Below are 17,999 nucleotides of genomic sequence, written 5' to 3' on the forward strand. Positions count from 1 at the left end.
CAGTGCGGCGCGGATATTGTCGTTACGTGAGCGAAAAGCGTAAGTCGGGAGCCTCCGTGCCCCGCGCCACCACATCGAAGTATCAGCCGAGCGCGCCGTCGAGCACGATGACCTACGTCCTCGGAGGTATCGCGATCCTGGTGATCGCGGGCCTGGTCATCGGCGGGATCTGGTGGAGCGGTCGCGACAAGGGCACCGCGGACCAGTCCGCGCTCGCAGCGAGTTCGACGATGATCGTCGGACCGGAGAACGCGCCGCTGATCGACGTCTTCGAGGACCCGCTGTGCCCGGTGTGCAAGATGTTCGAGCAGCAGTCGGGTCCCGCGATCACCGCCGCGGTCACCGAGGGCAAGCTGCGGGTGCGCTATCACACGCTCAACTTCCTGAACTCGCGGTCGGCGACCGGTGACTTCAGCTCCCGTGCCGCGGGCGCGCTGACCTGTGTGGCACAGGAGCAGAACACCGACCTGTTCCTCCGGTTCCACAGTGCGCTGTTCGACGCCCAGCCGGCCGAGGACGGCACCGGCAACATCACCAGCCCCGAACTGGCGCGCCTGGCGACCTCGCAGGGTGCGACACCCGCGACCGCGAAGTGCATCACCGACAACGAGAAGGTTGCGCAGGCGGAAGCGAACGCCGCCACGTCGAGTGACGAACTCAAGAAGGCCGCCGGCCAGGTGGGCACCCCGAGCGTCCTCCACGACGGCAAGCCCGTCGACGGACTGCTCGACGGCACCGGCTGGCTCGACGGCATTCTGGGCGCCGGCAAGTCGTGATCCGAGGGGGACCGGGCCCCGCAAAGGGCCCGGTTCCTGCGGATTTGGTCGCCGTCGAGGCAGTGGTGTAACTTTCACAGTGCCCGTGAACAGGGCGGAACAAAAAATACGGGGCTATGGCGCAGCTGGTAGCGCACCACACTGGCAGTGTGGGGGTCAGGGGTTCGAGTCCCCTTAGCTCCACTCGACAAAAGGGTGGGTCAGACTTTCGGGTCTGACCCACCCTTTTGCTTGTTGTCCTGCGCCCGGGGTGGGTCCCCTTCGCGCACATCGTATCTGCACGGAATTCGCCACCCTGTGCCCAGAATTGTCGGCACAGAATCACCACTGAAGCAAGGCTTGCCTTGGTTAGTATAAGCTCCCCTAATTGTCGAAGATGTCCGTTCCGATGACGCGACGCGCAGAGCAGCGCATCGCGTCGCCGCCTGCTTGTCCTGGAGTCCAGATGGCTGCCCGCCCCCGTCCGTCCGCCCCTGCCGCACACCTCTCGCGCCGCGACCTCATGCGCTCGATGGGAGTTGCCGCGCTTGCCCTGGGGGCGTTGGGTGTCACCGCGTGCTCGAGCCGCGAAACAGTCTCCGAGACGGCAGGCACCGGCGCCGCGGGCGGTCCGATCACCGTCGTCGACCAGTACCAGAACACGGTCACCTTCGACACCCCGGTCGGCCGTATCGCGTCGACGATCATCCCGGTTCCGTCGATGATCATCGGTTCGGATCAGTCCACCGCACGCAACGTCGGCGTCAACGAGGTCGCGATCTCGATGGCATCCAAGGGCATGCTGGGCACGATGTTCCCGGCGTTCCTCGACACCCCGGTGGTCGCCGGCAACGACTTCGTGCCGAACGTCGAGCACATCCTCAGCCTCAACCCCGACGTCGTGATCCAGTGGGGCGACAAGGGCGATGACATCGTCGCGCCGCTGCGCAACGCCGGCCTGAAGGTGCTGCTGCTCAAGTACGGCACCCAGGAGGACCTCGAGGCCTGGATCTCGATCTTCGGGGAACTGCTCGGCAAGAAGTCGCAGGCCGACGCGGTTCTCGCGACGATGGCCGCCGACCGCAAGGTGGTCGAGAAGGCCGCCGCGGCTCACGCTTCCGCGGCCCCGCGCGTGCTGTACATGTACAACGCGCCCGAGATCAAGGTCGGCGCCGACAACAGCTACATGGACTTCTGGATTCGACTGGCCGGTGGCAAGAACGTCGCCTCGGGTGCGGGCAAGGGTTCGAGCTTCGGTGTCACCCGGGAGCAGGTCCTGGGCTGGGATCCGGAGATCGTGATCCTCGGCAACTTCGAGCCCACGACACCCGCCGACATGTACGCCGATCCCCGCTGGTCGTCGCTGTCGGCGGTCAAGAACAAGCGGGTCTACCAGGCTCCGATCGGCGGATTCTCCTGGGACCCGCCGTGCTACGAGTCCAATCTGATGTGGATGTGGGCCAACTCGGTCTTCTTCCCCGACGTCGACCACGAACTGCGCGGACGCATCCGGGAGACCTACCGGACGCTGTACGCCTACGACGTGACCGATGCCGACATCGATCGCATCCTGCAGGTGCCGGACAACGCGGGCAGCGCGGACTATGACGACTTCCGTGCATGAGCTCGTCGCCGAGCCGGAGAAGACACGCACGTCGACGCGCATCGTGGTGCCGCTGGTCCTGACCGTCGGCATCGTTGCGGTGGGCCTGATCTCGCTGTCGGTGGGTCGCTACACCGTGCCGGTCAACGAGGTCGCCCGCATCCTCGTCAACGAGGTGATCGCGCTGCCCCGCACCTGGACCGAGGCGGAAGCCAACGTGGTTCTGGGCGTTCGTCTTCCGCGCGTGCTGCTCGCCATGCTCGTCGGCGGTGGCCTGGCCCTCGGCGGCGCGGCACTGCAGGCGGCGTTCCGTAATCCGCTGGTGAGCCCGCAGATCCTCGGGGTGTCCTCCGGGGCGTCGTTCGGCGGTGTGCTGGCGCTGATCTTCGGGCTCGGGTCGGCCTTCCTCGTCGGTGGGGCGTTCCTGTTCGGTCTGGTCGCGCTCGGCATGGTGTTGCTGATCGGGCGCACCCGAGCGGGCGGACCGATCCTCACCATCGTGCTCGGCGGTGTGGTCACGAGCGCCTTCTTCTCGGCGCTGGTCTCGTTCATCACCTACGTCGCCGACCCGTACACCACGCTGCCGTCGATCGTGTTCTGGCTCATGGGTTCTCTGGCCACCGCAGACATGGGCAAGGTGCTGATCGCCGCCGTCCCGATCCTCATCGGTTCGTCGGTGCTGATCGGTCTGCGATGGCGGATCAACATCCTTTCGCTCGGCGACGACGACGCCACCGCACTCGGATTGAACCCCGGACGGCTGCGAGCGGTGTTGCTGACGATGGTGGCGTTCATGACCGCCGGTGCGGTCGCCGTGTCGGGGGTGATCGGCTGGGTCGGCCTCGTCGTCCCGCACATGGCCCGACTGTGGGTCGGACCCGACCACCGGATCTCGATGCCCACGACGTTCTTCCTCGGCGCCGCATACCTGACGATCATCGACACGTTGTCGCGCACCATCAGCGCCGGCGAGATCCCGCTGGGTATCCTGACCGCGATCATCGGTGCCCCGGTCTTCGTTCTGCTCCTGAGCAATTCACGCAGACAGGCATTCATCGATGGTTGATCACACCGCCCTCGAATTACGGGACGCCGGCTTCCACTACCCGCGCTGCGACTGGGTGTTCCGGAACGCCAGTCTGCGCATCGACGGAGGAATCACCTCCATCCTCGGCCCCAACGGGCAGGGCAAGACCACGCTGCTGCGCTGTATCGCCGGACTGACCCGGTTGTCCGAGGGGTCGGTCACCCATGACGCCGCGATCGGCTATGTCCCCCAAGCGAGTGCGTCGAACTTCGCCTACTCGGTGTTCGACATGGTCCTGATGGGGCGGGCCAAGAAGGTGTCGGCGTTCGCCACCCCCAGTCGTACCGACGTCGCCCGCACCCGCGAGATCCTCGAGCGGGTCGGAATCGCCGACCTGGCGACGCGCAGCTTCGCGGCGCTGTCCGGTGGGCAGCGCCAGCTGGTGCTGATCGCACGAGCGCTGGTGTCCGAATGCAACTTCCTGATCCTCGACGAACCGGTCTCGGCCCTGGACCTGCGGAACCAGGCCCGAGTGCTCGAGCTGTTGCGCGACCTGGCGGCCGACGGGATGGGCATCCTGCTCACGACCCATCACCCCGACCACGTCCTGCACCTCGGCGGGCGCGCCGTGGTGATGCGTTCGGTCGACGACATCCGCGTCGGTCCCGTCGCCGAACTCGTCACCGACGATGTGCTCAGCGAGCTGTACGGAATCGACGTGGTCAGCACGACCGTCGACGACCGCGGCGGCCCCCGCACCGTTCTCTACACCCGTTATGACACGTTCGCGGATACAGCCCCCGCGGCGCCCTCCCTACAGAAAGTATCTCGATGAGTACCGATCCGACTGCACCGCAGTCACTTCCACCCGTTCTGCATCTGACGATGGGATCGAATGCCGGGATGTCCGGCGGCACCGACGTCTCGGACCAGGTCACTCCCGTCGACCTGTACTCGCTCGACGAGTTGGATCTGAGCACCGTCCGCGGCCTGCTGATCAACGGCAACTGCGACCAGATCTTCCTCGAACGCCGTCGCGACCTGCTGACCGACTTCGTCACCGCGGGTGGCCGGGTCGCGATCATGGGGCATCCCCTGACAGATTTCCTGCCAGGTCTCGGCAAGTGGCGCAAGCTGCAGTACTTCGGCCCCAAGGACCTCGCGATCGTCTCCGGCGACGCGCATCCGGTGTGGGAGGGAGTCGATCCCGCCGACGTCAGCTTCCGGCGCGGGGTGTCCGGCTTCTACGCCCGCGGTTACAGTGACAAGCTGCCGGAGGGCGCGGTCGTGGCAAACCGCATCGGCCGCAACGCGCTTCCGGTCGACTACGTGTATCCGCTCGGCGCCGGCCAGGTGCTCGTCCACGGCGGTCTCGATGTCGGTGTCTATCAGGAGGATCCGAACACCTCCGCACGAATCTTCCCCCAGCTGCTCACGTGGCTCGCCCAGCAGGAGGCCCAGGTATGACCACGACCATCGATCCCGTCGCCGAACCCTTCGCACGCACCGACCGCGCTCCGCGCTCGCGCCGGCGCCTCGCCTTCGTTCACGGCGGCTCGCACTTCCACCTGCAGACACTCAAGGACCCGGCGGTGATCGCCCATCAGCCCGAGTTCGTCTACCTCGGTGACCTCGCCGACGGTGATCTCGACGCGTTCGACACCGTCGTGCTCGCCGACCGGCTCCATCCGGAACTCGTCCGCAAGCACACGGAGCAGCTCCTTGCGGTTCCCCAGCGTGGAGGAACACTCGTCGTACTCGGTGAGAATGCCGCCCACACTTGGCTTCCGGGCGTCTCGTGGAGTCCGCGTCCCACCAACTTCTGGTGGTGGCTCGAGGGTTCGGATCCGTTGATCCGTACGCGCAACCCCGAGCACGAGGCGTGGGAGTACCTGTCCACCAAGTCCGTGATCTGGCATCACCACGGGTTGCTGCACACCGAGGCCGACGTCGTGCCGCTGGTGGTCGCGGAAGAGCCCGACGAGACCGGGGCCCGCGCAGACGCCGGCGCAATCCTCTACGAGGACACCGTCAGCACGCCGGGCCGGATCATCGTCACCACCCTGGACCCCACGTACCACCACGGCAACAACTTCATGCCCGGTTCGACGCGGTTCCTGTACTCGCTCCTGCGGTGGTTGGACAACACCGGTAGTTGATCGGCCCCGATGTGTCAGGGAGGCCGGTCGGGCCTTGTGGCAGAGGTTGATTCGCAATGCGTGAGGCGACGGTCTGCGACCGACGCGTAGTTCCACCGACAACACCCCCTCCTCGTAGGGGGTGTTGTCGTTTCGGGCTGCGACTACGCGGTAGCGCTGCGTCGGGTGCGAACCAACTGGCTACCGTCGATCCCGCCGAACGCCTCAGGCATCCGACGGTCGACCAGGTAGTGGTGGAGCACGGTCTGGTAGATGCCCTTGAGAGCGGTTGCGATGACGGCGCCCGCCGCGATGAACAGCATCCCGATGAGCGCCACGACGACGATCATCGCACCGTCGAGTTCGGTGAGGGCCAACCAGATCAGGACCGCACCGGGCACAGCCGGTACAAGCGAGATCAGTCCGGTGCTTGCGACGCCGAGGATGTTGCGGCCCCAGACCTCCCGGAACGTTTCTCTGGCGCGCCGCACGGCGCCGGGCACGGACTCGTCCTCGAGAACCATCATCGGCAAGACCTGGAAGGAGGTCACGTTCCAGGCCATGTCGAACACGATGTTGAGTTGCGGCAGACGACGTTCGGCGACGTCCAGCAGGGACGACACGGTCGCGACGATCGCGGCCCACGGGGCCAGGCGCACGCCGGCTCGCGTGGCCCGAGCGATACCGCCTGCGACGCTCGGGTCGCCGCCGTCGAGCGTGATGTCCGCCTGTGAGATGAGCGCCGCCTGCCAGAAGGTGAGCACATACGCCACGAGGAAGTAGAAGGCCGCCGCCACGATGATCAGCCCTGCGGTGGAGTCCCGCACGCCCGGAAGGGTGACGACCAAGATGCCCGACGCGATGGCGAGAATGCCCAGGGTGCAACCGGACAGCACCGGGAACATCGTCAGTTCCTTGCGGGATCGCAAGATACGCGCCGATGCCTTCAGGATCTCCCACGAGGATGCCACGCCGTTCCTTTCGGTAGCCGATGGCCGGTGTGACGGCCCAGAGCACAGTAACAATCGCTTCGGGCAAATCGGGCATGCCGAGTGGTGGGCGCGTCAGGCGATCGCCGGGCACCGGCGCCGCGATTGGTCTCATGCGCCGACTCGGACGGGTCCTGCGGCAGTAAACCTACAAAGCCACCGCGGCGATCGCGACGAGGGCGAAGGCCGCCACGATGACCGCGACCCGGATGTAGTGGAGGTTGTCCCAGCGCTGCGTCTGCTCTCGCCAGTCGTCCGGGTACGAGTCGGCGGTCCAGTTCTTGGACCGGTTGTTGATCGGAACCAGCAGCGTGATCGACATGACCACGCTGATCGCGAGCAGCGCCGCTGCCACGAGGGCCGCGGTCGACGTCGTCGTGCCCCACGTCGTCGCGGCGAGCACCCCGGCGAGGATCAGTGAGCCGAAGTACCAGAATGGCATCGCCCGACCCATCATGCGGGCTCCGTGCGATCTGGCGGCCATCGAGGCGGGGGCGGGCAGCGCCAGGGTGATCGGGTTGATCACGAAGGCGACCGAGAGTTCCACGCCGACCATCAGTCCGACGACGACGGTGGTGATCACGGAGAGAACAGGGGACATGACGACTCCATTTCTAGCGGCACTAGAATTTCTAGTAATGCTAGGCTAGGCCGGGTTGCGAGCGAGTGCAACGGAATGGAGGAGATCCGATGGCCGAACAGACCGCGCGGCAGAAGCGCTATGAGGAACGGCGTCGTGCGATTCTCGAGGCCGCGCGGCGTCGTGCTGACGCGGAGGGCTGGTCGTCGGTCACCACGAGGCATCTCGCCGAGGCCATCGGATACTCGCAGCCGGTGCTCTACGGCCACTTCCCGGGAGGCAAGTCGGAGATCATGCTGGCCGTCGCGCTCGAGGGTTTCGTCGAGCTGACGCGGCAGTGTCGTGCGGCGGAGAGCGTTGGTGACGCACAGGGTCGCGTCGAGTCGGTCGCCAACGCCTATCTCGACTTCGCGCGGGCCCATCCCGCCGTGTACGAAGCGATGTTCCAGCAGGCCATCGACGCCGAGTTCGCCAGCGACGAGACGCCCGCAGACCTACGGGCGGGGTTCGATGTTCTCGCCGAAACCATCGGGGACGACGAACGCGGCAGTGCGACGGAGACCTTCTGGGCTGCCCTGCACGGCATTCATCTGCTGGAACGTGCCGGGCGGATGCGTCCCGAGAACCGGGCAGCCCGTGTGGCAGAGCTGAATTCGCGGTTCTCGGCAGGGTAGCCAAGGCGGACGTGCGCGTCGGCTGTGTTCACATCGCGTCGCTGCCGCGGTTGATCTCCTTCACGGCACCGGATGGGTCCCACTGCAGGCGCCCGTTCTGGAAGTCCTGCGCGAGACCGCCGGTGCCGTTGTCGTACTCGTCGGAGATCGGCCAGCCGAGAGGGCCGGTCTCCCAGCCTTCCGACGCCCAGCGTTTGCCAATGACGCCGCGGACCGGGAAGCCGTCGTCGCCGTAGCGGCGGTACAGGGTGCCGCCCTCGAACGCCTGGATGTCGCCGACGCCGGGAACGACGGTGTGGCGCAGGGTCGGGTAGCCGAGGAAGCCGGACTCGAATCCGTACTGCGCGTAGGTCTTCATCAGATGCGCCGGAACGGCCGTCGCTTCGCCGTTGCGCACATACGGGTGCCAGTAGATCGTGCCGTTGGCGAACCGGGCGAAGCGCCCGACGCCGTCCGCGGTCGGCAGTTCGCCGGGTGTGAGCCTGGCACCGATCCAGGCCCGGGCCACCAGGGCTTCGGCGTCGATCTCGTTCTCCACGGGTGCCGGCGGGCCGCCGGCGATGAGGCGGGCGACCTCCGCACGGAACGACACCATGTCGAAATTCGGGTCGATCTTGCCCTCCGACGACCACTCCTTGTGACCGGCGCAATCCGACGCGGGTCGGCCGAGTCGACGGAGGATCGCTGCACAGCCACGCCGGTAGGCATTCATCTGCGCCGCCGGCCAGACCTGACCCACGCCGTTGTTCACGCCCTCGATCCCGATCACGTGCCAGTTCGCGTTGTCGGTCGGCCATCCGGGATGGGAGCCGGCCCCGGCATGCCACGCCACCCCGGCCGCGATCACCCGGTAGGTCCCGTCGCGTTCGAGGACGAGCTGCGCGAGTGGCCCCGGCAGGCCGGGCCGACCGTCCTGCACGACCCGCCAGTCGTTGGGACCACCACCGGCGGTGTGGTGGCACATCACCCCGCGCAGGTCGCGGAAATCCCCGTGGCCGCGGCCACGCCACCCGGCGTGTTCGATGACGGCCAGGCCCTCGGCGCGCAGTACGTCGGCCAGCCAGATCGGGTCGCCGGTCCATGCCACCGTGGTCGCCTCCCTCGTGTGCCTACTCTGCGTCACTGCTCCGAAAGTCCACCCTGTCAAAGAGTTTCGATGATTCGAGCCTACGCCCGACGTCGCCGGTAACTCGGCCCTCGAGCGTGACCGCCGATTCGCCCGGTAGGTGCGGACACTAAGGTGGGTTGCGTGGTCGATTCAGCTGTCATCCGGGTGAGTGCGGTGGTCCTGCGGGATTCCGCCGGCGCGGTCCTGACCGTGCGCAAGCGCGGCACCGCGCGATTCATGTTCCCCGGAGGCAAGCCCGAGCCCGGCGAGACCGCGCTGCAGACGGCGATCCGCGAATGCCGAGAGGAACTGCACCTCGAACTCGACCCGTCGGAGCTGCAGTCGCGTGGCGTCTACCGGGCGGTCGCCGCGAACGAAGACGGGTTCGACGTGGAGGCAGCGGTCTTCGTCTCCACGACGGTGCTCGACCGGGACGCGCGGACGCTGAACCCCGCCGCCGAGATCGCCGAACTGCGCTGGCAACCACTCGACGGTTCGGCGTTCCCGCCGGACCTCGCGCCGCTCACCGAATGCGTACTGCCCGAGTTGGTCTGAGGCCTACGGACAGGATTGCCGGCTGTCGGAAGACGCGCTGCTCACGGCCAGCGGTTCTGCGGTTGAACCCGCGATTCTGCGGCGTCACGGGCCGTCGACCCAGAACTGGCCGCCGCACATGATCGCCTTGCCGGACGGGTCCTGGGCGACCTTGTCGACAGCAGGGTCGCAGGGTTCCCCGAGGTTGTGGACTGACCCGTCGTTGTCGGCGTGCTGCACCCACCTGAAGTCCCCGTCCGCGCCCATGTAGTTGCACACGAGGCTCGTTCCGTCGGCTGCGGTACCAAAGGAACGTGCCTCCGATTCGAAACACGGACCACCCTCGTAGGGCGTCGACCCGGTCGGCTCCGGCTGGGTGGTGACCGGGGGAGGCGTCACCGGTGCGGGTTGAGGCGCCGGTTCTTCGGCCGGGCTGCTCGTGACGGTCACGGTGACCGGAGCGGCGTCGGCGCTACCGCCGCGGTCCCGGGTGAAGGTGTACGTGGCGAGCACGACGAAGACGGCCACGAGGAGCGTCGCGATGCCGGCGAGAACCCAGATGATCTGCCGGCTGCGGTCTTGTTGCATGCCGCAGACGTTAGTCGCAGGACGGCGCCGAGTGTCCCGCGGAACGTTCGACGCCGCCTTCGACTGACGTCATCCGCGGCGCTTGCGGCCCCACAGCAGGTAGATCGCCGGTCCGATACCGGCGGTCGAACCGATCGACAGGCCGATCGCCCACGCCCGCTTGGGTCCGTTGATCTCCTCGGGGCGGCGTCCGGCGAGATCCCGCAGGGCCCACACCCGGGTGCCCGCGTCGACGGCCGCGATCGCCACGATGGCGGCTTTTGCGGTGGGGGATAGCTCTTTCCAGCTCTTCTTCGGCTTGCTCATGGAGGAGGATATTAGCGGCGGCACCCCCTGGTCCCGCCGGATCTCACGTCAGACACGCCCTCGCAGAATCAGATTCCAGTACAAGCGGGGCAGGACGTAGCGGTCGAACGCCCAGGCGCTGCGACGTGGTTTGAGCGGGTCGAGGAAGGACGGGATCGATGACATCAGCGTTCCGTCCCGGTCGAACTCGGCCGCGATGAGACGATGCGACGCGGTCGCGATCGGAGCCACCGTGTAGCCGTCGAAATCGCGTAGAGCGTTGCCGGTGCGTGCTGCGAGGATGTTGTCGACCAGGATCTCCACCTGCTTGCGGAGTCCGCCGCCCGAGGGGTCGGTGGCGATCGCGGCCCCATCCCCGACCGCCCACACCTCGGGATGCGAGCGATGCCGCAAGGTATGCGGATCGATGTCGACGAGTCCCTGCTCCTGGTCCCCGGCGAGCCCCGACTCCTCGACCATCGACGGGCCGCGGAAGGGTGGCACCACGTGCAGCATGTCGAACTCCAGGTCCTCGGTATGGGCCGCCGACGTCGCGGTGACCCGCCTGTCGCCGGGATGTAACTGAACTCCGGAGTCGAGGAGGACACGGACGCCGAGCTCCTCGAGACGGGCGAACAGGCGGGCGTCGAGGTCGTCGACGCCGAGCAGATGGGGACGGTCCACCACCAGGGTGATGTCGAGTGTCGGCAGGAGCCCGGTGCGTTCCCAGTGCGCGGCGGCGAGGAACAGCGGCTTGAGGGTGGTACCGGTGCAGCTGACCGGGGGTCGAGGCACCGTGAACACCGCTCGACCGCCGCGCGGCATCGAAGTCACCAGCTCCCAGGTCTTCGCCGCTCGGTCGACGTAGTTGCTGGTCACCGCCGGCTCGTCGATCGCCTCTCCGATGCCGGGCATCGCTTCCGAGTCGGGTACGAGACCGACCCCCAGGATCAGATCCCGGTACTCCACGACGGTTCCCGATTCGCACTGGATCGTCCGCCTGCCGGCATCGATGGATGTCACCGAATCCCGCAGCCAGGTCGCCGATTCCGGGGTCACCGATCGCTGGGTGCGCTCGGCGTCGCGGAGTGTCGCCTGTCCGCCTCCGACGTAGGACAGCAACGGCCGGTAGGTGTGTACGGCTTGGGGCTCGATGATCGCGACGTCAGAGACGCCGCGTCGGATCAGGCGTGCGGCGGCACTGATGCCGGCGTTGCCGCCACCTACGACGACGACGTCGAACCGGCGGGACTCGCTGGATGTGGTCATGGCGACGGGTACCCGGTGGACTCGCCGGGAAACGGGGCGGGCCTGCCGCGGTCACCGCGCGTAGCGAAGGAAGACGTCGTCGTGGTGCGGGACCGCGTGTGCGAGCCGGAAGCGGCGCGGGGCGTCGAGCGGGCTGAGGACTGCGGCGGCGGGGTCGGTGACCGGGCAGCCCTCGCCGGTCACCTGAGGTGCCATCGTCACGCAGAATTCGTCGACGAGGTCGGCTTCGGTGAGTTTGTCGAGCAGGCTCGGGCCGCCCTCGCAATGAATGCGACGCAACCCTCGGGCCCGCAGCTCGTCGATAGCCGCAGGAAGGTCGATGGTCTCGTCACCCACGGCGATGACCTCGGCTCGGTCGTTCACCGGAGAGGTGTCGGCCCGGGCGGAGGTGATGACGATCGGGCGCTGCTCGTGCGGTACGTCGAGGGACCTCTCGGGAAGTGAGCAGGACTGCGAGACGATCGCCAGGCGCGGGATGCCCGACGCCCCCGGCCACCCAAGCCGCGACCGCAACGCGATCAGTTCGTCGGACAAGGTCGGGGGACCGTACTTCTCGACGCGTGCGGTGGCGGCTCCGACCAGTACGACGTCGGACAGCGCGCGCAGAGCGTGGAAGAGGGCGCGGTCGGCGGGGGAGGACAGCGGACCGACCCGACCGCGGAAACTCACCGAGCCGTCGATGCTCATCACCATGTTGGTGCGCACACCCTCGGGGAAGTCGGCGTAATGGTGTTCGGCGAAGGTCGGGGCGTCGAAATCCGGATGGTCCTGCAGCGTCTTGTCGCTCATGCGTCGTGCCCCGGATTGATGTGGCGGACATCGGCGAAACTGACCCACGAATCGCGCGACGGATCGTCGACGACCACCGCGCCGTCGACCGGTTCGACGATGTGCGCCGTATGGTCGCCGACATCGATGCGATCGAGAATACTTGCGGCGAACCACATCTCGGAGTCGTCCAGAATGGGCAGCCCGTACGGTCCTTCTGACCAGCGGCACCTCGCGAACTTGTCGACCTCGTCGCCGGTTTGCCCTCCGAACAGTTCGGCGAGGTCGCGGTGAGCGCTCGGGATGAGGTGAACGGCAAGGTGTTCGGCGGAGGTTGCGATGCCGTGCGTGTGGTTGGCCTGCGAGATGCCGATGAGGAAACGGCGGGGGTCGATGCTCGTCTGGGTGGCGAAACCCACGAGACATCCCGACCGGCGACCGTCGGCGACGGTGGTCACGACGAAGACCGGGTAGTCGATGATCCCGACCATCTTGTCGAACGCGTCCGTGCCTGCCACACCCACCTCTTCTCCTCGCGAGCCACTTGTCGTGCGAGAGTTACCCGATCTTGGCGGTCACCAATCCCCGCCGGCCACGAGAAGGGGAATCGCCACCTCCGATCGGGGGACTGGCCGGAACCAGCGCATCCGTATCGGAGATGGCGAATCCGTGACACCTCGGTGCTAGGCGGCGTCGGTGATCTGCTGACGCTGCGCGGTGTACATCTCGGCGAGGTTGCTCGTGACCTCCGAGCTGACCGATGGTGCGCTGTCACTGAAGGTGTTGTGGGACACCGAGAAGGAGACTCCCCGCTCCTCGCCGACGACCAGGGTCCCCACCATGTGGACCTCGATGTCGGAGATGGAGAACTGACCGGTCATCCGGACCGCCTTGTAGTCGCCGCTGATCGGTAGGGTCTGCTTGTCGAGTTTCATTGCGACGGGGATGGTCTCCCCGTCCTCCTCGAGGTTCAGTGTGAAGGTCTCGCAGGCGGAGAGGATCTCGTCGAAGTCGTCGTAACCTCCATCGGCAGGCTTGGTCACATCGGCGCTGTACTGGTCGAGGCCGAAGAAGACCTCACCGCCGTCGACGGTCTCGGAGAGTTCGCGTTGCGCGAAGTCGGCGCTGCTGTCCGGGGTCTTCACCAATCGAGCACACTTCTCGTTGTCGACGGTGGTGCCGTCGTCGTCGGACTGCTCGGTCTCCAGCGTGAATTCGCCGGTGATGTCCGGGAACTCGGACTCCGGCAGCAGGAGGGCGACGGCCGACGCCGTCGGGACCTTCGGCTCGTCGGAACTGTCGCCGCCGCCCAGCGTGAACGCGAGGACGACCGCCACCACGACGATCAGCACGAGCAGGAGGCCACCGCCGCCGATGAACCACCACTTCTTGCCGCCACCCGACGACGCCGGAGGCGGGGGAGGTTGCTGACCATAAGGCTGCTGTCCATACTGCTGCTGACCACCGGGTTGTTGGCTGTACGGCTGCTGCCCGTAACCGGGCTGCGGGTAGGGCTGCTGCCCGTAACCGGGCTGGGGGTAGGGCTGCTGCCCGTACGGCTGCTGCCCATCCTGCGGGCCGAGCCGAGTGGGCTGGTTGGGATCGTAGGGACTACCCACGATGGGCTCCTTCTCTGAGGCGATTACGCAAGATCCGCCCGGAGGCGGTCATCGACAACGGGAGAGTACCGAGCACCAATGCGCCCAACAGGGTGTTCGAGAAAGGTCCACCGGCAGCATTCAACCGGATGTTCTCGCAGCTCAGGAGGGGTGGAGCGCGTCGTGAAGATTGCGTTCCCCGGCCTATTTCGCGAACGCGCGGAATACCGTTTTTCATGCAATCGAATGAGAATCGAAGGACACGCGAGCGTCAATTCTGAGCATGAGATTCGTAAACGGGCAGACATTCCTCGGGGACTGCGGTCCACTCAGGACACGGTGGCGGGGACATACCGGCTCGGCGTCGCCGTGCCTGTGATCGACGAGCCGGGCGAAGGAGACAAGGTCTCATGACAACAAGTACTCCACGCCGGTTGCTGGCCGAGCTCTTCGGCACGTTCTGGTTGGTCTTCGGTGGTTGTGGCAGCGCCATCTTCGCGGCCAAATACGTCGCGAATGCCAGCGACGACAATGACACCCTGATCCAGTTGGGCATCGGTCTGCTCGGCGTCTCGCTGGCATTCGGTCTGACGGTCGTCACGATGGCCTACGCCGTCGGGCACGTTTCGGGTGCCCACTTCAATCCGGCGATCACCCTCGGCGCGGTGGTCAGCGGCAGGCTGCCGGTGAAAGACCTGCCGGGCTACTGGATCGCCCAGGTCGTCGGCGGTCTGCTTGCCGGCACCCTCCTGTACGCGATCGCGAGCGGTCGGCCGGGCTTCGAGGCGACCGGGAACATGGCGGCCAACGGCTACGGCGACCATTCGCCGAACAACTACACCCTCGTGGCGGTCCTGATCGCCGAGGTGGTCCTGACGGCGTTCTTCCTGCTGGTCGTCCTCGGCGCCACCGACGGCCGGGCACCCGTTGGATTCGGGCCGCTGGCAATCGGTCTGACCCTGACGCTGATCCACTTGATCTCCATCCCGATCAGCAACACCTCGGTCAACCCGGCCCGTTCGACGGCGGTCGCGTTCTTCAACGGCAACGGGGCCCCCGGCCAGTTGTGGTTGTTCTGGCTCGCGCCGCTGCTGGGCGGCCTCATCGGTGGCATCCTCTACCCGCTGATGTTCCAGGACGGAAAGTTCGCGCTGGGCAAGGCGCCCGGCGAACCGGCCCCCGCGCCGACGCAGGGTGGGACCAGGGGCTGACCGGGCACGGCCGGCGTCGCCGGTGGTGCGACCATTGACCGATGACCGCAACTCTCGTCGCCAAGGATGTCGCGGGCGGATACGCCCATCGCGTCCTGTTCGATCACCTCGACCTCACCGTCGCTCCCGGCGATGTGGTCGGGGTGGTCGGCGCGAACGGGGCGGGTAAGACGACGCTGCTCCGGGTGCTGGCCGGTGATCTCGCACCGCTGGCGGGGTCGGTGTCACGGGCGCCGTCGGACGCCTTCGTCGGCTGGCTTCCTCAGGAACACGAGCGGATTCCCGGTGAAACTGTCCGTGAGTATGTGGGGCGTCGGACCGGTTGCACGGCTGCCACACAGGCGATGGATGCTGCTGCCGCGGCGCTTGCGGGCGAGTCCGCTTCGGCCGGTGCCGACGATCCCGCCGACGTCTATGCGTCGGCACTCGATCACTGGCTCACCACCGGCGCTGCCGATCTCGACGAACGCCTACCGGCTGTCCTCGCCGACCTCGGTCTCGCCACCGACGTCATCGACCCCGACACCACGCCGATGACTGCCCTGTCGGGTGGGCAGGCCGCGCGGGTCGGCCTCGCCGCACTGCTGTGCTCCCGATTCGACATCGTGCTGCTCGACGAGCCGACCAACGATCTCGATCTCGACGGCATCGCTCGACTGGAGGAGGTCGTCGCCGGCCTCCGCGGCGGGGTCGTGCTCGTGAGTCACGATCGAGAGTTCCTGGCACGCAGCGTCACCCGGGTTCTCGAACTCGACCTGGCCCAGCACACCAACACTGTCTTCGGGGGCGGCTACGAGAGCTACCTCGAGGAACGCGAGGTGGCGCGCCGGCACAAGCGCGAGGAGTACGAGGAGTTCGCCGCGAAGAAGGCCGACCTCGTGGCGCGGGCGCGCACTCAGCGGGAGTGGTCGAGTCAGGGTGTGCGCAACGCGATGCGCAAGGCGCCCGACAACGACAAGATCCGACGCCGCGCCGCCACCGAATCGAGTGAGAAGCAGGCACAGAAGGTGCGGCAGATGGAGAGCCGGATCGCGCGCCTGGACGAGGTCGCCGAGCCGCGCAAGGAATGGGTCCTCGAGTTCACCATCGGCTCGGCACCACGATCGAGCTCGGTCGTCTCGACGTTGAACAACGCCGTTGTGCGACAAGGAGATTTCGTGATGGGTCCGGTCTCGATCCAGGTGAACGCCGGGGAGCGTATCGGCATCACCGGACCCAACGGCGCCGGGAAGTCGACGCTGCTCCGACTCCTCCTCGGCCACTTCGAACCCGACTCGGGGACAGCGCAACTCGGCGCCAACGTCGCGATCGGTGAGATCGACCAGGCGCGAGGCCAGTTCACCGGCACGACACCGCTGGCCGATCGCTTCGCCCAACTCGTACCCGACCACACCACGGCCGACGTCCGGACTCTGCTGGCCAAGTTCGGTCTACGCGCCGACCATGTCGACCGCGCGGTCGGCGAGCTGTCGCCGGGGGAGCGCACCCGCGCCGGACTGGCGTTGCTACAGGCCCGCGGAGTGAACGTCCTGGTGCTCGACGAGCCCACCAACCATCTGGACCTTCCCGCGATCGAGCAGTTGGAATCGGCACTCGACTCCTACGACGGTGCGCTGCTCCTGGTCACCCACGATCGGCGGATGCTCGCCAACGTCCGCGTCGACCGGCACTGGCACGTCGAGGGTGGTCACGTCACCGAGCAGTGAGGCGTAACCCTCATACGTCGACCGGTGCCGGTTGGGAGAGTGGGTCACCAGGCCGTCGTGAGGTCGACAGGGCCCGCTCCCTGAGAAGTGCCCGGTTCCCGACTGCCGAACCTCAACTCCGACCGGCAGACGTCGATCGAAGTCTGCCGGTCGGGTTGACGTCGACCGGTGGCCGGTCGGGAGGGTGTCTCGCCAGGCCTTCGAGGCTGTCGGCGCAGGGGTTGACATACAACCGATCGGTTGTATGTTGTAGATGTGGCCGAAACCACTGGTACATCGCCAGACGAGGAGGACAGGGCCGATGCCCTGTTCCACGCGCTGTCCGATCGCACTCGCCGCGACATCCTGCGGCGAGTGCTCGCCGGTGAACACTCGGTCTCGGTACTCGCCGCGAAATACGACATGAGCTTCGCGGCAGTGCAGAAGCATGTCGCCGTGCTGGAGAAAGCGGGCCTGCTGACGAAACGACGTCAGGGGCGCGAGCAACTGGCCAGTGGCGATGTCGCCGCGGTGCGTTCGGTGGCCTCGATGCTCTCCGAACTCGAACAGGTGTGGCGCGGCCGTATCGCGCGCATCGACGACCTGCTCTCGCTCGAAACCCCACCCACTGCAACATCATCGGAGGAATGACCCATGCCTGTCATCGACATCACCCCGGACCTCGACGCCCGCACGATCACGATCAACGCGGAGTTCGCCGCCCCCGTCGAGCGTGTCTGGCAGATCTACGCCGACCCGCGCCAGCTCGAGAAGATCTGGGGCCCGCCGACCTACCCGGCGACCGTCGTCGACCACGAGTTCGAGCCGGGCGGCAAGGTCACGTACTACATGACCAGTCCCGAAGGGGAGAAGTTCGGCGGCTACTGGAAGGTCGAATCCGTAAACGAGCCACACGGTTTCACGTTCCTCGACGGGTTCGCCGACGCGGACCTCAACCCGATCACCGACATGCCCGAGTCGCGTAATTCGTACGCGTTCGTGGAGAAGGACGGCAAGACCGTCGCCACCTACATCAGCACCTTCGAATCCGCCGAAGCGCTTCAGAAGGTTCTCGACATGGGCGTCGTCGAGGGTTCCACCGCGGCGATCAACCAGATCGACGAGTTCCTGAAGTCCTGAGACCTCGATACGGCCCTCGGCTGGCGCCTCGGGCCTACTCGGCCGGC

At 66.8% G+C, this 17,999-nt stretch carries 22 protein-coding genes and 1 tRNA gene; 14 read left to right on the top strand and 9 right to left on the bottom strand.

Annotation, left to right across the window (positions count from 1 at the left end):
* The first annotated feature begins 26 nt into the window (after nucleotides 1-26).
* From OK17_RS18820 to OK17_RS18850, 7 genes are all read left to right on the top strand, one after another.
* Nucleotides 27-776 (top strand): DsbA family protein, encoded by a 750-nt coding sequence (locus OK17_RS18820; RefSeq protein ID WP_461418370.1) that lies wholly within the window; start codon nucleotides 27-29, stop codon nucleotides 774-776.
* 110 nt (nucleotides 777-886) lie between these two features.
* Nucleotides 887-959, top strand: a tRNA-Ala gene (locus OK17_RS18825).
* Nucleotides 960-1,221: 262 nt separating this feature from the next.
* Nucleotides 1,222-2,379, top strand: coding sequence for an ABC transporter substrate-binding protein (locus OK17_RS18830; protein ID WP_461418371.1), 1,158 nt, complete (start codon nucleotides 1,222-1,224; stop codon nucleotides 2,377-2,379).
* A complete protein-coding gene (locus tag OK17_RS18835; protein ID WP_461418372.1) occupies nucleotides 2,360-3,424 on the top strand; it encodes a FecCD family ABC transporter permease in 1,065 nt (354 codons plus the stop codon). Before OK17_RS18830 ends, OK17_RS18835 begins: the two co-directional genes overlap by 20 nt.
* On the top strand, nucleotides 3,417-4,220 hold the full coding sequence (locus OK17_RS18840) for an ABC transporter ATP-binding protein (protein WP_461418373.1): 804 nt from the start codon (nucleotides 3,417-3,419) through the stop codon (nucleotides 4,218-4,220). Before OK17_RS18835 ends, OK17_RS18840 begins: the two co-directional genes overlap by 8 nt.
* Complete coding sequence (locus OK17_RS18845; RefSeq protein WP_154884848.1) at nucleotides 4,217-4,852, top strand: hypothetical protein; 636 nt, start codon at nucleotides 4,217-4,219, stop codon at nucleotides 4,850-4,852. The genes OK17_RS18840 and OK17_RS18845 overlap by 4 nt, the downstream gene beginning before the upstream one ends.
* Nucleotides 4,849-5,544: a hypothetical protein gene (locus OK17_RS18850; RefSeq protein WP_461418374.1), complete on the top strand. Its 696-nt coding sequence runs from the start codon at nucleotides 4,849-4,851 to the stop codon at nucleotides 5,542-5,544. Before OK17_RS18845 ends, OK17_RS18850 begins: the two co-directional genes overlap by 4 nt.
* A gap of 143 nt (nucleotides 5,545-5,687) precedes the next feature.
* Here OK17_RS18850 and OK17_RS18855 read toward each other — a convergent pair whose 3' ends face one another.
* Both OK17_RS18855 and OK17_RS18860 read right to left on the bottom strand, forming a co-directional pair.
* Nucleotides 5,688-6,494 carry a DUF6159 family protein gene (locus tag OK17_RS18855; RefSeq protein WP_461418375.1) on the bottom strand — a complete coding sequence of 269 codons (807 nt, stop codon included), beginning with the start codon at nucleotides 6,492-6,494 and terminating at the stop codon, nucleotides 5,688-5,690.
* A gap of 166 nt (nucleotides 6,495-6,660) precedes the next feature.
* Nucleotides 6,661-7,113, bottom strand: coding sequence for an anthrone oxygenase family protein (locus OK17_RS18860; RefSeq protein ID WP_461418376.1), 453 nt, complete (start codon nucleotides 7,111-7,113; stop codon nucleotides 6,661-6,663).
* Nucleotides 7,114-7,202: 89 nt separating this feature from the next.
* Between OK17_RS18860 and OK17_RS18865 the strand changes: the two genes are divergently transcribed.
* On the top strand, nucleotides 7,203-7,766 hold the full coding sequence (locus tag OK17_RS18865) for a TetR/AcrR family transcriptional regulator (protein WP_461418377.1): 564 nt from the start codon (nucleotides 7,203-7,205) through the stop codon (nucleotides 7,764-7,766).
* A gap of 28 nt (nucleotides 7,767-7,794) precedes the next feature.
* On the opposite strand, the gene OK17_RS18870 is transcribed toward OK17_RS18865, so the two are convergent.
* Complete coding sequence (locus OK17_RS18870) at nucleotides 7,795-8,853, bottom strand: N-acetylmuramoyl-L-alanine amidase (protein ID WP_461418378.1); 1,059 nt, start codon at nucleotides 8,851-8,853, stop codon at nucleotides 7,795-7,797.
* A 153-nt stretch (nucleotides 8,854-9,006) separates the two neighbouring features.
* Here OK17_RS18870 and OK17_RS18875 point away from each other — a divergent pair, with 153 nt between their 5' ends.
* On the top strand, nucleotides 9,007-9,429 hold the full coding sequence (locus OK17_RS18875) for an NUDIX hydrolase (protein ID WP_006865521.1): 423 nt from the start codon (nucleotides 9,007-9,009) through the stop codon (nucleotides 9,427-9,429).
* 84 nt (nucleotides 9,430-9,513) lie between these two features.
* Here OK17_RS18875 and OK17_RS18880 read toward each other — a convergent pair whose 3' ends face one another.
* The 6 genes from OK17_RS18880 to OK17_RS18905 form a co-directional block, all read right to left on the bottom strand.
* Entirely contained in the window at nucleotides 9,514-9,996 is a 483-nt protein-coding gene (locus OK17_RS18880; protein WP_461418379.1) for a hypothetical protein, read from the bottom strand.
* 69 nt (nucleotides 9,997-10,065) lie between these two features.
* Nucleotides 10,066-10,302, bottom strand: a complete 237-nt coding sequence (locus OK17_RS18885) for a hypothetical protein (protein WP_461418380.1) — start codon at nucleotides 10,300-10,302, stop codon at nucleotides 10,066-10,068.
* 48 nt (nucleotides 10,303-10,350) lie between these two features.
* Nucleotides 10,351-11,550 (bottom strand): NAD(P)/FAD-dependent oxidoreductase, encoded by a 1,200-nt coding sequence (locus OK17_RS18890; RefSeq protein WP_461418381.1) that lies wholly within the window; start codon nucleotides 11,548-11,550, stop codon nucleotides 10,351-10,353.
* Between the two features lie 51 nt (nucleotides 11,551-11,601).
* Nucleotides 11,602-12,339: a pyrimidine reductase family protein gene (locus OK17_RS18895; RefSeq protein ID WP_461418382.1), complete on the bottom strand. Its 738-nt coding sequence runs from the start codon at nucleotides 12,337-12,339 to the stop codon at nucleotides 11,602-11,604.
* Nucleotides 12,336-12,809 carry a flavin reductase family protein gene (locus OK17_RS18900; protein WP_461418389.1) on the bottom strand — a complete coding sequence of 158 codons (474 nt, stop codon included), beginning with the start codon at nucleotides 12,807-12,809 and terminating at the stop codon, nucleotides 12,336-12,338. Before OK17_RS18900 ends, OK17_RS18895 begins: the two co-directional genes overlap by 4 nt.
* Nucleotides 12,810-13,001: 192 nt before the next feature.
* Nucleotides 13,002-13,937 (bottom strand): hypothetical protein, encoded by a 936-nt coding sequence (locus OK17_RS18905; RefSeq protein ID WP_461418384.1) that lies wholly within the window; start codon nucleotides 13,935-13,937, stop codon nucleotides 13,002-13,004.
* A 162-nt stretch (nucleotides 13,938-14,099) separates the two neighbouring features.
* On the opposite strand from OK17_RS18905, the gene OK17_RS18910 reads away from it, so the two are divergent.
* From OK17_RS18910 to OK17_RS18930, 5 genes are all read left to right on the top strand, one after another.
* Complete coding sequence (locus OK17_RS18910) at nucleotides 14,100-14,330, top strand: hypothetical protein (protein WP_232717549.1); 231 nt, start codon at nucleotides 14,100-14,102, stop codon at nucleotides 14,328-14,330.
* The gene (gene aqpZ / locus OK17_RS18915; protein ID WP_461418385.1) at nucleotides 14,327-15,127 is read left to right on the top strand and encodes an aquaporin Z; all 801 of its coding nucleotides are present in this window, start codon (nucleotides 14,327-14,329) and stop codon (nucleotides 15,125-15,127) included. The genes OK17_RS18910 and aqpZ overlap by 4 nt, the downstream gene beginning before the upstream one ends.
* A 41-nt stretch (nucleotides 15,128-15,168) precedes the next feature.
* Nucleotides 15,169-16,833, top strand: a complete 1,665-nt coding sequence (locus OK17_RS18920; protein ID WP_461418386.1) for an ABC-F family ATP-binding cassette domain-containing protein — start codon at nucleotides 15,169-15,171, stop codon at nucleotides 16,831-16,833.
* 255 nt (nucleotides 16,834-17,088) lie between these two features.
* Nucleotides 17,089-17,463 carry an ArsR/SmtB family transcription factor gene (locus tag OK17_RS18925; protein ID WP_232717552.1) on the top strand — a complete coding sequence of 125 codons (375 nt, stop codon included), beginning with the start codon at nucleotides 17,089-17,091 and terminating at the stop codon, nucleotides 17,461-17,463.
* Nucleotides 17,464-17,466: 3 nt separating this feature from the next.
* A complete protein-coding gene (locus tag OK17_RS18930; protein WP_461418387.1) occupies nucleotides 17,467-17,952 on the top strand; it encodes an SRPBCC family protein in 486 nt (161 codons plus the stop codon).
* Nucleotides 17,953-17,999: the final 47 nt, after the last annotated feature.

The sequence above is a fragment of the Gordonia sp. GN26 genome (assembly GCF_054823965.1).

Coding starts and splice junctions, on each gene's coding strand:
- OK17_RS18830 (WP_461418371.1), top strand. CDS start 1,222: ATGGCTGCCCGCCCCCGTCCGTCCGCCCCTGCCGCACACCTCTCGCGC.
- OK17_RS18835 (WP_461418372.1), top strand. CDS start 2,360: ATGACGACTTCCGTGCATGAGCTCGTCGCCGAGCCGGAGAAGACACGC.
- OK17_RS18840 (WP_461418373.1), top strand. CDS start 3,417: ATGGTTGATCACACCGCCCTCGAATTACGGGACGCCGGCTTCCACTAC.
- OK17_RS18845 (WP_154884848.1), top strand. CDS start 4,217: ATGAGTACCGATCCGACTGCACCGCAGTCACTTCCACCCGTTCTGCAT.
- OK17_RS18850 (WP_461418374.1), top strand. CDS start 4,849: ATGACCACGACCATCGATCCCGTCGCCGAACCCTTCGCACGCACCGAC.
- OK17_RS18860 (WP_461418376.1), bottom strand. CDS start 7,113: ATGTCCCCTGTTCTCTCCGTGATCACCACCGTCGTCGTCGGACTGATG.
- OK17_RS18865 (WP_461418377.1), top strand. CDS start 7,203: ATGGCCGAACAGACCGCGCGGCAGAAGCGCTATGAGGAACGGCGTCGT.
- OK17_RS18880 (WP_461418379.1), bottom strand. CDS start 9,996: ATGCAACAAGACCGCAGCCGGCAGATCATCTGGGTTCTCGCCGGCATC.
- OK17_RS18885 (WP_461418380.1), bottom strand. CDS start 10,302: ATGAGCAAGCCGAAGAAGAGCTGGAAAGAGCTATCCCCCACCGCAAAA.
- OK17_RS18890 (WP_461418381.1), bottom strand. CDS start 11,550: ATGACCACATCCAGCGAGTCCCGCCGGTTCGACGTCGTCGTCGTAGGT.
- OK17_RS18895 (WP_461418382.1), bottom strand. CDS start 12,339: ATGAGCGACAAGACGCTGCAGGACCATCCGGATTTCGACGCCCCGACC.
- OK17_RS18900 (WP_461418389.1), bottom strand. CDS start 12,809: ATGGTCGGGATCATCGACTACCCGGTCTTCGTCGTGACCACCGTCGCC.
- aqpZ (WP_461418385.1), top strand. CDS start 14,327: ATGACAACAAGTACTCCACGCCGGTTGCTGGCCGAGCTCTTCGGCACG.
- OK17_RS18920 (WP_461418386.1), top strand. CDS start 15,169: ATGACCGCAACTCTCGTCGCCAAGGATGTCGCGGGCGGATACGCCCAT.
- OK17_RS18930 (WP_461418387.1), top strand. CDS start 17,467: ATGCCTGTCATCGACATCACCCCGGACCTCGACGCCCGCACGATCACG.